General features: G+C 40.7%; 8 protein-coding genes. All 8 read right to left on the reverse strand.

All coding sequences use genetic code 11. The features are described 5' to 3' along the window. Nucleotides 1-183: 183 nt before the first annotated feature. The gene (locus QZR76_RS11475) at nucleotides 184-2,787 is read right to left on the reverse strand and encodes a zinc-dependent metalloprotease (RefSeq protein WP_294142961.1); all 2,604 of its coding nucleotides are present in this window, start codon (nucleotides 2,785-2,787) and stop codon (nucleotides 184-186) included. Between the two features lie 6 nt (nucleotides 2,788-2,793). Beyond that, complete coding sequence (locus QZR76_RS11480) at nucleotides 2,794-5,448, reverse strand: zinc-dependent metalloprotease (protein WP_294142962.1); 2,655 nt, start codon at nucleotides 5,446-5,448, stop codon at nucleotides 2,794-2,796. 170 nt (nucleotides 5,449-5,618) lie between these two features. Then, nucleotides 5,619-7,208, reverse strand: coding sequence for a PKD-like family lipoprotein (locus QZR76_RS11485; RefSeq protein ID WP_294142963.1), 1,590 nt, complete (start codon nucleotides 7,206-7,208; stop codon nucleotides 5,619-5,621). A gap of 17 nt (nucleotides 7,209-7,225) precedes the next feature. Continuing rightward, nucleotides 7,226-7,975, reverse strand: a complete 750-nt coding sequence (locus QZR76_RS11490; RefSeq protein ID WP_294142964.1) for a DUF4843 domain-containing protein — start codon at nucleotides 7,973-7,975, stop codon at nucleotides 7,226-7,228. A 23-nt stretch (nucleotides 7,976-7,998) separates the two neighbouring features. Further along, entirely contained in the window at nucleotides 7,999-9,564 is a 1,566-nt protein-coding gene (locus QZR76_RS11495; RefSeq protein WP_294142965.1) for a RagB/SusD family nutrient uptake outer membrane protein, read from the reverse strand. A 17-nt stretch (nucleotides 9,565-9,581) separates the two neighbouring features. Beyond that, nucleotides 9,582-12,998, reverse strand: coding sequence for a SusC/RagA family TonB-linked outer membrane protein (locus QZR76_RS11500; protein WP_294142966.1), 3,417 nt, complete (start codon nucleotides 12,996-12,998; stop codon nucleotides 9,582-9,584). A gap of 103 nt (nucleotides 12,999-13,101) precedes the next feature. Next, nucleotides 13,102-14,268 carry a FecR domain-containing protein gene (locus QZR76_RS11505; RefSeq protein ID WP_294142967.1) on the reverse strand — a complete coding sequence of 389 codons (1,167 nt, stop codon included), beginning with the start codon at nucleotides 14,266-14,268 and terminating at the stop codon, nucleotides 13,102-13,104. A gap of 88 nt (nucleotides 14,269-14,356) precedes the next feature. Then, nucleotides 14,357-14,938, reverse strand: a complete 582-nt coding sequence (locus tag QZR76_RS11510) for an RNA polymerase sigma-70 factor (protein WP_294142968.1) — start codon at nucleotides 14,936-14,938, stop codon at nucleotides 14,357-14,359. Nucleotides 14,939-15,272: the final 334 nt, after the last annotated feature.

Consider the following 15,272-nt stretch of genomic DNA (forward strand, 5'->3'; position numbering starts at 1 on the left):
TGATCTCGAAATTGATATCCCGGATCGCCCACTGGATCGTGTAGCGATGGGATAGGTTTTCAACTTTTACGATTGATTCTTCCATACAATAGATTTACTTTATATTAGTGATTAAATGTTTTTATTCTTATTTTTAAATCGGTAAAAAACCACAACAATATTCCTTCCCCAAATACCGACTATCTATTTTTTATCCAACATCTTCTGTATCTTATACAACAGATACTCGTAATGTAACTTGGTATCACCGGTACTTTTAGGGAGCGCATTCTTTAACAAAGTCTGAACTTTAAACAACATTCCGTAATAGTGATTTACCGGAATATAGTCACTTGGCATAACCACATTCATATTCGGGTAAAAACCGCTTTGTTCTTCCATGACATTCCTCTTATCCTGCACGAAATAACGATACTCCTTCATTAATTGATCAGCCGTTCTCCGGTCTATAACAGACAATTCGTTCTCCATATTCACCAACCCTTTCTTAGGAACGAAATTGCCCGCATTTGTCGCCACCGTCGAAGAAGCAACCACACTTCCCAGGAACTCACGCTGTAACGCCATCTCGTACTTTTCCAAAGGCCGATTTTTAATGGTTCCTTCCCAAACAGCTTTATATATATCATCAACGTATTCTCCAACAGAATAATCTCCTCCTTTTTCAGCTCCCAATGCCACATACTTCAAACGGAAAGTCAACGTTCCGAAAATAAAGCTTCGAATCCGGTCGATATAAGAGTTACCTATCTCGAGGTTACGAAGAGTCTCTTTATTTTCCAACCAGGAAAGATCTTTCGCCAAATCGACCATAGCTTTTAAAGCTGCTTTTTGCGTCGCCTTCGGAACCACGACATAACTCGTCATATTCTCATCATCAAAAGCTTCCCGTTGATAAAAACCGCCCAAGTTCACCGACAGGTCATTTACCCTTTTCTGTAATTGGGAATACAACATATTATATAGAATAGAACGTTTGCTTTGATCGGCATCTCCTTCCGCGTACCATTCATAAAAATGTTGAACGGACAATTTCAAATTATTAACGGCATACTGTAAGGCTTTTAAATGATCATCTCCCAAATCGTTAGCAAACGTGGTAGGGTCATAATAATAATAAGGCATCTTCCCGAAATGACAATAAGGATTATTACGCTCCGCCTTTATCCAACCATCCAATGTTTCAAATTCATCTTCCGGCTGAGCGGCATGGGCAATCGGTCGGTACAACCATTTGATCACGTAATGATCATATTCTCCCAATCCTTTCGGAGTCATACGAACACCTCTTTCGACATCTCCCGGTTGAGCAATGTAATTACACGGGACATAATCCATAATAGAAGGACTAAGTCCGTATTTTTGAGTGAACGAGGGTGAGCGTAGGGAATCCACCGGATAAACACTTGAAGCTCCGGCATTATAGACTAATCCCAAGTTAATTCCTATCTCCCGCATCACACTCGTACGGATAAGATCACCGATCAAATCATCAGAGAGCTGATTCTGCCTCACGCTCGGATCGGCAGCCATTGTCGTTACCTTACGACTCCATTGAACATCCGAAGCCAAACCATCATACAAATAAAGCGATGCATTCAATATCTCTCCCGTTCTCGGATCAACAGTCATAGAACGCTGCATGTCCATCCAGAGGGGTGCATACCGAATGGTTGAGTAACTGATGTTATTGGCATTAAAATCAGGATCATTTCTCGGAAAATCAACTACCCGAATCGCATTTTTGAATCCTATTTTTTCAAAAGCCTCGTTCCATGCCTCGATTCCCTCCTTCACGTATGTCTTCCAAACCGAAGGGATCAAGGTATCCATGTAAAAAACAATCGGCTTTAGGGGTTCAACCAATTCTCCCCGCTGATAAGCTTCCATATCACTCGGTTCAAGTCTCCAGCGTTTTGTCAAATAAGTAGTTTCCAACGGCTTCCGGCCATCCGGAAATTGGGATACACTCATAAACGATACTCCCAGACGGGGATCTGCCAACCGGGGTTTCATTTTCTCTTCCGGTAGTAACAACAACATCTTATTGGCCGTCACGGAAACCGTTATATCTGCCGGTAACATTTTGAAAGCCCCGAACAAATACATATTTTCAATAAAACCTAACTCGCAAGAAACCATTATATTATCTTTAAAGGCTTTCACGTCTTTCAAGAAGGAGGTCTCTTTTTTAAATTCATGAATGCGGGCTATGTATCCATAAAATGAATTGGCAGAATAAGAGGCGAAAGGTGTAGTGTAGGGGGAATACTCCATAAACAAAGGAGTCATATCCACCACGATAGCGCTACTGTCCGGAGTATACGCCGCAATTTTAAAAGATGCATACACGCCGCCTGCATTAGCGAGATCTATAGCCTCACTCATATTTTGTTCTCCGGTACGATTTAACGGTTTATCCAAAAGTGAAATCCGTGCCTGTAGAGTGGAGTCCATACGTACAAAACGAAAAGGAAGAGAATAACCGCCGAATTGCCCGACAACACCTTCTCCGTTATCGCTTATATCTTCGATTGAAGAAACCAGTAACATATCTTTTCCCAACAGGTTCAGGGGATATTCCACGTATACTTTATCCCCTACTTTATGTATCGTCATCAACCCCTGAGAAGTTTTTATCTTTTTACCCTGAAAAAGTTTTTGATAAGGGGTCAACGTTTCTTTCTTGTCTTCCTTTTTCTTTTTTCTGGCCCAAGAGACCTGATAAAAACCACACAAGAAAAAAGAAGTGATCAATATATATAGTATTCCTTTCATATTTACCATGATGAATTATTTCAACGCCTGTTCCAATTTATAGAGTAGCAAACGATAATGTTGACGGGTATCTTCGGACCCTGTATTGGCCTTCGCTTTTATCAAGGATTGCATTTTCTTCAACATATCGAAATACAGATGATCAAGCGGTTCCACAACCATATTGCTATTGACATTCACCCAATAACCAAATCCCTGCCGTTCCATTTGTTCCATACTCATACTCTGCTCCAATGCCGGAATCTCTTTACAAATCTCAATCTGAGGCTGATCGGAATACATGCCCATCCATTCCACGGGTAACATCCCGTACTTCTCCCGATGAAGAGTTTTCACGATCTCCGGAACCTCTATCATCTTACTATTCGCGGTTATCGAGAACGGATCTCCCGATATTCCTTTCTTGGCCACATCCGAGAACAACATGATATTGGCAAGCAGTTTCATTTGAAGTTTTTTCTCCGAAACGGATAAAGTCTTTCCCTTTCTTGTCGGTTCGAAAACATACTCTTGCACATCATTTAAAAATTCCCGCGGAGTATAAGTATTCTTATTTTCATCTTTTACGGCTGTTAAAGCGACACTCCCTAAACGACTCATTACCGCTCCGAATATCTTATCTTCCAACTCGGAAGAAATATCACTTCTCAACGGCCACTTCGACTGCAATTCTCTGGCATTAAGCCAATCCATTTGACCGATCTGGCCCAATAAAAACTGAAATGCACGTCGTTGTTTCTCCTTCGGTACCACAGCATAACTGGGGCGTTGATCCCCGTCATAGCGTTCATTCAAATAGATACCACCTATATTCAATAAAACATGATTCACGTAACGAACATACTGGTAAAGAATCTCGTTGTACATGTTTTGACGGAACGTGAGGTCGGGGTCATCTTTTCCCACCCAATCACTCATGTTAGCCAACACGTATTTTAAATTTTTCACACCGTAGGTTGCCGATTTTATAGCGTCATCGCCCAAATCTTCCTCTAAAGAACTCGGGTCAAAACGAGAAAAAATCTGTTGTTTTCCGTAACGATAAACAGGATCTCCGGATTTCTCACTAATCCATCTATTCAGAGTCGGAACTTCATCTTTTGCACTCTTGGCATCTAATATCGGTGTATACAACCAGGCAATAGCATACAAATCGTATAAACCTAAATTCGGGGGTGTTAATTTCACTCCCCGTTCTTTATCTCCCGGTTGAGCCACGTAATTATTACGAGCGTAATCCATGATAGAATAAGTCGTTCCGTATTTTTGCGTGAAAGAAGGAGAACGTAAAGAATCAGTCGGGATGGAAGAAGAACCGGCCATATTATGCATTAAGGCCAAGCAATGCCCAACCTCATGCGCTACCACGTAGCGAATACAATTACCCAAAGTCTCCTCGTCAAAAACAATCTTACGCACGTCCGGATCAGCCGGGGCCGTTTGCAAGAAACGCCAATTCGTTACCAATTCGACCATATTATGGTACAAGTAAACAGAAGCATTTAAGATCTCCCCCGTTCTCGGGTCGGTCCAAGAGGGACCCATGGCATTCGCGATCCAGGAAGGCGAATATCTCACGCAAGAATATTTCAGGTTATCCGGATCAAACTCCGGGTCATCCGTGGGAAAATCTTTCGCGATTATCGCGTTTTTAAAGCCTATTTTTTCAAAAGCAGCCTGCCACTCTTCAACTCCTGCTTTGATGTATTTTCTCCAACTTTCGGGAAAAGCGTTGTCTACATACCAGACAATAGGTTTTTTCGGTTCTACCAGTTGTCCCGCCCGGTAGGCAGCCTCATCAGAAGGTTCCAGACGCCAACGGGTAGCGTAATAAAGTGCTTCCACACCTTTATTCTCGTGACTAAACGAAGATACGCCCTGAAAGAAAATACCGATACGAGGATCAGCCATACGGGGACGCATAGGTTCTTCGGGTAGAAGAACAAGACTACGGGTCAAAACCGAAGTGAACGGTAACTTGTAGACATAATAATATTTCCCGTCCCGTACGTTTACCTCGTAACTTAAAGAAGACTGCACGCTTACGTTATCTGAAAATGCTTTTATTTTCCCCAACTGGGATTTATCCTTTTTAAACTCCTTCACGATCCAACGACCGCTTCCCAATATCGGTGCATAAGGAGAGAAAGGTGTCAATTCTTCGTTATCGCTTATAAAAAAATCCGTCACATCCACGACAACTGCCGTGCTGTCCGGATTATAAGCGAGAATATTGAAATTATATAATATCGCGGGTCTTGTACTCGCCTCTATACGTCCTTTTATATTTTCCACTTCCGTGGTATACATCGTGTTTACTTTACATAAACTGATAAGAGAATCCGTTTTCGTGAAAACAATATGCAAGGGATCGGTCGGTTTTTCTCCCACGCTTCCGAACCAGTTACTCGTCGTTTCCGAAATAGTAGATCCCAAAAGCATATCCCGGTTCAGTAGTGCCAACGGGATTTCAAAATAGACCTTACCGTCCATTTTATGAATAGTTAAAAGTCCCTTTGCCGTCTCACAAGCTTTTCCTTTAAACAATTTTTGATAAGCCGTCTCCGTTTCCGGCTGACTCTTATCTTTTTTCTTTTGCTTTGCCAAGGTAACCTGTCCGCTCCCGAACAATGCAAACACAACAAAGAAAATCACAACTCTTTTTTTCATTACCAATTCTTTTCAATTTTACAAATACAATATAACATTTCCCTTCTATAACAGCTCCGACACCGTTATAGTTCTACAAATCAACCAAATATTTAGGAAAGAAGGTATTCCAAAAGTACTTTTGGAATACCTTCCAAATTAGTCATTAACCAGAACTTCTCAACAACTGTTTACTTATAAAAATCAGTATAACTATTATAAGCTAACTCCAAAAGATCAACAATTTTGCCTCCCACATTAAACCTTGTCTCTTCTATGATCTTAGGAGTAATGATATTGGATATGTCGATCGCAAAGAAATCTCCGTTTTCCAATGCAACATACAATCTATTATAATCTATATTAGATGCATTATAGATAAATGCCGTAACATCGGCGGCGAAAGGAGCCATCAACGTACCGGTCGTATTGTTTTCCCGGTTCACATAATGAATCTCTTTTCCCTTGGAATAGAAGATATAGTTATTGGAAATCGGTGCTCCATAATCCGAAGCCGAGGTCAGGAATTTCGTTCCCTTAGGCAAATTTCCTCCCGGAAATGCTTGCTTGCCGGCTTCTTCATGTTGAACCACCAAACCGGTAGCACGATTAACAATAAAATCGGTCAACCAGGTTTTTCCGTCTTTATCATTATAGATAATGGAATACTGATACACATTTCCCAGGTAGTTGTAATACTCCCCTGCATACAGATGTAAAACTTCTGTTCCCTCCGGCATAGCCCAAACAGGATCCGGATAATCAGCTCCATCCACGTAAGTCAAAGGGAAAATATTATAAGGTTCCGAATTCATCTTGATCATCAACACTCTTCGATTCTTTTCGTCCCAACAAGGAGAGATATACCCTCCCGACGGAGTACGTCCCAAACCGAAACCTGTCACATCATAACCTTTTTCATCTACAATATAAGGTTCCGACAAGAATTTTCCTCCCAACCAACTGGCCGTCTTCACTCTCCGGTACAATTTCCCGTCTGCCGTCGCCAATAAAGAGATCCGACCTCTATGGAATGCACTCACGACATCAAAATTAGCAGGAGTCCCACTCATAAATTCATCTTTCAGCTCTCCGGCAAATCTCATACTCTCGTTATTGACCACATAAATACCTTTATTCGTCAATACGGTCGTAGCAGCCATCGAAGAGGAGATCGCATTGTCATGATTCGCGTATAACCCCCGGGGAGTTCCCTGCAACTTCATATTGTCGTTCGCCTTCTCGAAAACATTATCTTGCAAACTATAAACGACTTTACTTACGCCGTTAACGGTTTGGGTTGTCTGGGAATAACACGACAATTTAGCGTCGCTTCCGTTTTCAGACAATATCAACACATTACCTCTCCTGTATCTTCCGTATGTATAAAACCAAAGTCTTGCGACGAATTTCATTCCGGTCGATTGGTCAACGGCAGTAAAAGTTCCGGTCTGCGGAATTTCCGTATAAGACGTAATTCCCAATCTTGCGAACAAGGTATCCGTTGATATCGCTAAGTCTCTATCCTCACAGAAAAGTTTTCCGTCATAAGTTCTCCATTCGAACCTAAAGCTGGAAGAGTCTCCTTCAAAATGCATCGGCACCGTAGCTTTCGTGGAGTCACCCTCGTAAGCACGAATGTAAACCGGAGAAGAGGCATAATTATAATCCCATACCGGACCGTTAATCTCTTTATAGTCATATGTTCCCTCGTCGTCAAAACAACCTATCAACAAGGTGGCGAGGAATAAACATCCTAACAATATTTTGTTTTTCATCATAATAACTTCATTTTAAATTACAACATTACTTGCATGTACTCGTTATTTTCATCATCGTATATTCGAGGATTTTGTTCCAGCAACCACTCTTTAAATTGTAAAACAAGTTGAATGGCTCTATCAGGAGATTCTGCAATCAATTCTTTACCCATCTCTCCATTCTTATCGATCTCGTTCATGAATAATTTGAACTTCTTCTCCGAATATTTTCCTAACAGGTAATTCGTAACCTCGCTATCCCACCATTCAGGTTGTGACACCTGAGTCGAAACAACAATGATTGCTCTTCTTCTCTCCCATTGTCCCAAATTAAGTTTTTCGCCGGGAACCAATTCCACGATAATCCGTACAGGAGCTGCATCCATTTTAGCAGTCCGGTGTATTTTCAGGTATATGGTATCCCTGATATCTACGGCATCTTCCCCGACGGTCGTCGACTTAAACGTGTATGAGGGATCCAGGGTAAACTCTTTTCCTTCTTCACCCGTACTGCCTTCCGTAACGGCTTTTAAACCGAACGTAAGATCTTCCGTCAAAAGATTTCCGGATAGACAAACAACAAGCGGAATTTCTATATCCTGCGTTCCATCAGGATAATGGAAGAAAGATATCACGGTCGAATCGGCCCCTTCCGTACCGGGATAGATCGCATTCATATAAAATTTATCGAAAAAAACTTCGGGACGATCCGTAAACGTAAAAATTTTCTCTTCTTCACAGGCCCAGAATAAAAAAAGAAGGAAACTTAAATATATACTCTTTTTCATATCTATAAATCATTTAAAATTTATCATAATCCTTCATTCGTCGGCATCGGTAACAAATATTCACCACGAGTATAAGGACGAACCGTTCCATTACCGAAATCAACACTTGCATTCAAACGCTTATATAAATAGAATAATTGTCCTTCACCGATCCACTCCCTGCGGGCGTCACGGATTAATTCGTTTACAAAATCCGCCCAACTGGAAATACTAAGGGTTTCAACACATCCTCTTGCCGTACGGATATCTTCTAATATCCTTTTAGCTTCGCCGAAATTATTTTGACGAGCAAAATACTCCGCGATGATGTATTTCATCTCTGTCGCACGAATCAACGGAATAACCGTAGCATTATAATCCCGGGTCGTTTCATCCGTACTACAATAATACTTTCCGGAAATCGGATACTCTCCTCCGGCAAGGTAGGTCAAACGCAAATAACGATAATCCCGATCGGATTCGTCCACGCCGGCATAGTTCTGGAAAACCTTCTGTCCATCGAGATTGAGCACAAACCATCCCGCACTTCCCGTATACTCAGGTGCATAACTGTAAGACAACCCGAAATCTTCATAGGCGTTTTCATTATACACTCCAAAAATCAGGTTACTGATCGTTTTCAAATCTCTTTTATTATTCCAATTGGTAGTACTGGCGCCGGAATAATCATCTTTATCGAAAGCCAACTCATCACCGTAATTACTCTTTACTTTAAAATCCAACACCTCTTTTGCGCATTCATAAGCTTCCTGATACCTGCCTGCATACTGGTAAGCTCTTGCCAATAAAGCCGTAACGGCAAAATAGTGCATACGGTATCCGCGTCCTTTAAAGAAACTCTCCACATTCAGAGTCTGATTACCGTAAATCTCCGTTCCGAACACGAATGTATTATGGAATCGACTCTCTCCTCTGATCAAAGTTCCTCTTCCCACGAGAGAAGTATCCCAAACGACAACAAGCGGACGAGCTTTTTCCAAATCGGTTATTATCTTATCAATAGCAGATTGTACGCCCATTTTTTGCGAATAGAGGCTGGGATAAGTTTCCACATAGGGAATATAAGCTTTCCCGTCGTCATTGACCGGAGCAGGAGCAAACAACCGCAACATATCAAAATGCATAAAAGCCCGACAAGCGTAAGCCTCTCCTAAAATAAGGTTTTTCTCCATCTCTCCTTGTGAGAAAAGATCAGAAGAAGCATTTTGTATATTCTGTATTAAGTTATTAGCATTGGCAATAATATTATAAGCATCCGTCCAAACAGTTTTTAAATAACTGATCGAATTGGTTGTCGTATAGTCGAGTTTTGCAAAATCTCTCCAAATCCGACCTGCATAAAAGTTATCTTCTTCCAACTTATACTGTTGTGATATGCAATCCAACATACCCCAGGTTAACTCTTTTCCGTACAAGGCTGTCTCTCCCATGGTTTTGTATAAACCATTCAAGACTGATCTGTAACCATCTCCCGTTTTTAACAAGGATTCTTCGGTAATTTGCGTTTCCGGCTGCACGTCTAACCAACTTTCACAAGCGGCAAGCGAAAACGATATCAATAATACCACTATTTTAATATAATCTTTCATTTCTATTACTTTTTAGGTTAGAAACTAATATTCAAGGTAAAACTATAGTTCCACGCGTACGGGTAATTAGTTCCCCTTTCTACTTTTACCGTTGACCAACGAGCAAGTTCGTTCATGTTGAAGCGTAAACCCAATGCCGTTAATCTCCATTTGCTTATCAACTCCTTCTTAAAATCATAACCAACAGATAAACTGGTAAATTCCAAAACATTCTCATCCTGCACAAATCGACTGGTCGGTTGCGTACTTGCATTATTCTGAAGATTACGATAAGGGGTTATATCTCCCGGTTTTTTCCATCTATCGGTGAGTAATCGCTTATCCACATTTTGAGATTGAATATTGGGATTTTCTACCCGATTCATCAACGTCGTATTGTAAACCTGTCCTCCCCATTGATAGCTGAAGGTAGCATTCATATAAATACCGCGGAAATTAACATTGATTCCGAAAGAACCCTGAGCGTCAGGTAATTGATCTCCGACAACAACCTGGTCGTTGGAATCCCACGTATAAGTACTTGAACCGTCTCTTTTAATATACTTTTCTTTACCGTTTGCCGGATCGATACCAGCCGAACGTACAGCATAAATAGCCGTAGTGGAAGCACCCTTATAATATCTCGTGAACGGAGCATATTGCGTATAAGAGGACCAACCTCCTTGATAAGCCTCATTAATAGCCTCGTTATAAGCTTCTGCGGCAGCTCCCAATTTCGTTATCTTATTCTTGTTACCTCCCATATTACCCATGAAGCTAACGATCCAGTCTTTATCCTGGTAAAGAGTAGCAGATAAGTCTATTTCAAAACCTTTATTCTCGACAGAACCCGAATTGTCCCGGTATTCGCTGAAACCGGAAGAAGGACGAATGGAGATCTGATCGATCAAATCCACGGTTTTCTTAATATAATAGTTGGCAGACAAAAGTATCCGATCGTTGAGGAATCCCAACTCGAAACCGACATCTGTCGTCTTTGTCGTTTCCCATTTCAATTTCGGATTACCCAAGTACTTCAATGAAGTAGCCGGTCCCGTATAGTACCAATGTTCGGAATCCACCTCATAAGTGGAGATTGCCGTGTACGACGGGAAATTCACCTTACCCGTACTACCGTAAGAAGCCCGGAGCCGTAACCGGCTTAATAACCAATTATCCTTCAACCAGCTATAATTATGGATATTGATACCGGCACCAACTGACCAGAAAGGAGCGTATCTCTTATCCGACCCGAACTGTGAAGATCCGTCCAAACGTATGGATCCGTCGAAAAGATAAACATCGTTATAAGAGTAGTTTACAGAAGCCAAGAACCCGATCAGGCGGGAAGTCGATTCTGCCACGGAAGCCTTATCCGGCTGTCTTTTAGCATAAGAAGGATTATACATCCCTTCCATTTGGAATCCTTCAAACACCATGGTATGAGAATTGGAATTATCCTCTTTGATGTTTATTCCGGCCGTAGCATTGATAAAATGTTTCTCGAATGCTCTGTTATAATAAAACATGGCGTTTAGGTTCCAACTGTAATCATCCGTATAAGTCTGCGTTAATTGTCCTCTTTCGTTTTCATTGTAATTACCGGAATTACGGTATGCATATACAGACTTAGGATCTATAAAAGATTCTTCTTTCTGAGTGGATTTAGTCACACTAAATTGTCCCTTGAATTGCAATCCTTCCAAAATAAATAAATTCACGTTCAGGTTATCCTGGAACTCGTGATAACGGGTCCGGCCGTCAAATCCTCCTAACGTAACATCGAACAGGGGGTTTGCCTGCGGACTGATACCACTCTTGAGATATTTCAGGTATTCGCCGTTTTCATCGTATATCTCCTCGTAAGGTTGCTGAGAAGCATAAGTACTGAACAAACCGTAAGGCGAGTTTTCGGAACGCGTTCCCGCGTAAGAGATATAATTCCGAATTTGCAATTTCTTGTAACGATAATCCAATGACATACCGGCTCCGACGCGATCCCGATAGGAACCCTTCATCGCTCCGCCATTTTTATCATAGAAGAAATCAACTCCATAACGTATACTCTCCACACCACCTTCTATGTAAACCGTATGTTTGTGGTTAAACACATTGTGTAAAGGTTGAGCCAGCCAATCGGTGTCGACACCTTTCAAGACCTGATTCAATTTGTTGTAATAATCCTGATCGCTATTCGGTTGGCTACTCGGAGACGAAGCCGTGTAAACACCGGCCAACCGTTCTACTTCCAATTTCTCGGCAGCATTACAGAGGTTATAATCGGAAAGATCCGGTAACTCCAAGCCTCCGGTAAAATTATAAGTAACCCGCATTTCTCCCGGTTGCGGAGCAACCGTAGTGATTACCATCACACCATTGGCCGCACGGGAACCGTACATCGCTGTTGCTGCAGCATCTTTCAAAATAGTGATACTCTCCACCCGGTTCATATCCATATCGTATATCTTTTGAACATCTACCTCAAAACCGTCCAAAATAAATACGGGCAGGTTAGGGTTATCTTTCAGGTTGGTACGTTGTGTCTGTTTCATGTATTCCGATTCCAGACTTTTATTCATACCGATACTGGACTCTCCCCGGATATTGATTTCAGGCAAGCTATTCGGGTCGGATCCCCACGCACTTTGCCGGATTCGGAAAGAAGGATCAAAAGTCTGAACAGCCGCAAGCATATTCTTACTATTGGTTCTCAATAATTGTTCCCGGTTTACCGTTGTCACATTTCCCGTAAAACTCTCTTTCCGGATATTGGAATATCCCGTCACAACGACATCCTCCAACGCAACCTTATCCTCCTTCATGACAATTCTCAAATCTTTTCTGACCTCACCCTCTTTTAAGGCATTGATCTTTACGTTTTGAGTCTGCATCCCGATAAAAGTAAAAACTAAAGTTGCCGTATCCCGGGGTATTGGAATTCGAAAAGCACCATTATTATCCGTAGCCACACCCAAGGTCGTACCTTTTACAAGAACGGTAACCCCGGGTAAGAAGACGCCCTTCTCATCCACGACAACTCCCTTGATCACGATAGGTTCCTTCTTCGTACTATCTTGAGCCGTTACTTTAGGAGCCAATCGGATAACGATCAAATTTTCTTTAAATTCATAAGCAAAACCGCGAGGTGTTAAAATCTCTTGAAGCAACTCTTTTACCTCTACATTCAACGCTTCCACGTTTACGCGACTCTCCCCTTTTATCAGATCATAATTATAAAGAAAATCATACCCGCTTTGTTCTGTGATTTCTTTAAAGACTTTGATCAACGTCGCATTTTTCATCTTAATGCTGACTGTCTCGTTCTGGGGAAAACCTTTCGCAGAGAGAAGCATTGTCCCTGCAAGAATAAAAAAAGTAATCCTTCCCATCGTAAATAAAATTTCCTGCAACCACGTTTTTCCACGTGACATGGCAAAAATCCATTTCTTTTTCATAAATTTGTAGCGTTTAGTAATTAAACATTGTATCCCACGTCTACGCGCATTTGACAAAGGGACACGTTATCTAAAACTGAAAATGTTGGAAGCATTTTCAGTTTTATTTTTTATTCACAGTTATAGTTCTATTTTCAATCTGAAAACCAACATCATACGTTCCTTCTAAAACATCCAGGAATTCATGAATATCACCGTAACGTTTTATCCTGCCGGAAAATCTTATCCCCTTCAACTCTTCACTCGTATAATGAATTTCTATATTATACCATCGAGCCAACGTATTCATGATCTCCTCCAGGGTCGTTCCTTCAAATTTATAATACCCGTCTTTCCAGGAAGTATATAAAGTAACATCTACCTGACGTACATCCATTTTTCCTCCTATCGAATCAAATACGGCTTGTTCTCCCGGCTTTAAAACTCCTAAGGTTTCTATTCCGTTTTGAATCGCCACGGCGCCCTCAACCAAGGTTGTAACTATCTCTGAACTACCCTCATAAGATGCCATATTAAACTTCGTTCCAAGTACCCGAATATCGACCCCTTTGCTTGTCACGATAAAAGGTCGCAACGAATCTTTTTTCACTTCAAAAAATGCCTCTCCATCGATATATACATGCCGCTCATGGGGTCCCCATGCTAACGGAAATCTCAAGCGGGATTCCGAATTCAACCAGATTTTCGTACCGTCTTCCAATTCCAAAGGATACTCCCCTCCCCGAGGTACTTCCAAAGAATGAAGTTTCAGATCCTCGTTACTCGAAGCAAGACTATCTCCTTGCACAGAATAAACCAACCCTTGTTTCTTATTACTGATCACCTGTCCTTTCTCTACCAAAGTAAAAATTTTACCTAAATTCAATGTGAAAGTTTCTCCGGAAGCCAACGTCAAAACAGCTTTTGTCTCTCCCCCCTGAATACTCAATGATTCCATCGATTTTACCCGTGCAGGCCTATTCTGAAAAAAATAGTAGAAAGAAAAAGAAAACAACAAGAAAACAGAAGCCGCATAAGCCCACTTCTTGATATTTCTCAAATATCTGGTCTTACGCTTCTCTTGAATCTTCTTTATACAAATCTGATAAGCAACATCAACATCGATATACTTTTTCTGCTTGCAATCAAAATAATACTCCTCTAATTTCTTCAGCACGACTTGATTCTCCACCTCAGATTCTAACCATTCCTTTAAAATCAATTGCTCCTCTAACGTCAATTCCTCCCCGTTAATTTTGGCAGCAATTATTTCCCAAATAGAATTTTGCATATCTTTCTAACCTTGTATTTTGTCAAAAGACTCCAAAACTTCTATTTAATGTGACAAGGATTTCGTTTTTTTTAGAAAAAAATTTATTCTATTTGGTTTTCGCTGATTGTGAATACCTTAAGAAGATAAAATATAATAAAGCAGTGAACGATTTTCCACGCAAAGAAATTCGTAATGATTTAAAAGCTCTCGCCATCTGCGTCCGAACGGTATTTATAGAAATTCCCAACTGGTTGGCCACCTCCTGATACTTCATGCCTTCTACACAACACAGATCAAAAATACGTCGGCATTGCTCCGGCAAACGATTCATAGCCCGATAGAGTTCTTCCCGCTCTTCCATCTCCTCCAAATCCACCTTACACTCTTCCTTTTCATTTACGATCATACGAACCAAACGATCGTTATGCCTTCTCTCGTTCCGTATATAATTGATACAATTATTACGAATAGCCCGAAACAGATAACGTTCCAACTCCGAATTTATACTCTCGTATTTTTTCTCGTACCAAAAATTGATAAATAACTCCTGAACAATATCTTCTGCTACTTCCCGATCCTTTAATATCGTACTGGCATATACGACCAAATTGGCGTAATACACCCGAAACAAGCGTTTATATGCTTGTTCATCACCCGTTTTTAACTCTTGTAGTAAATTAGCAGACACCTAACAATTTTATTAAATCTCACAAACAAAGATACATCAAATTTCACGTCATTCACCAAACTAAAACAAAACAAATGTATTTTTTTCATAAAACCATTGGCCATTTACGTATTTTTCGAGAAATTTATCAAGTCACTATTCGGCCGTATCACTTCTTCACAATTAAGACAATAAAGCATGAAAATATTTTAATACAAGACTAACAGAACAAACCGAATCAAACAACAACGCACATATTGTTAAACAATTATAATGAACATTACAAAAATAAACATAATCCTATAATGATTCTTTATTAAAAGAAAGACACTCCATTTTCTTTTCTATTTACTTC

This window comes from uncultured Sanguibacteroides sp., from assembly GCF_900543425.1.
GTDB lineage: Bacteria > Bacteroidota > Bacteroidia > Bacteroidales > Marinifilaceae > Gabonibacter.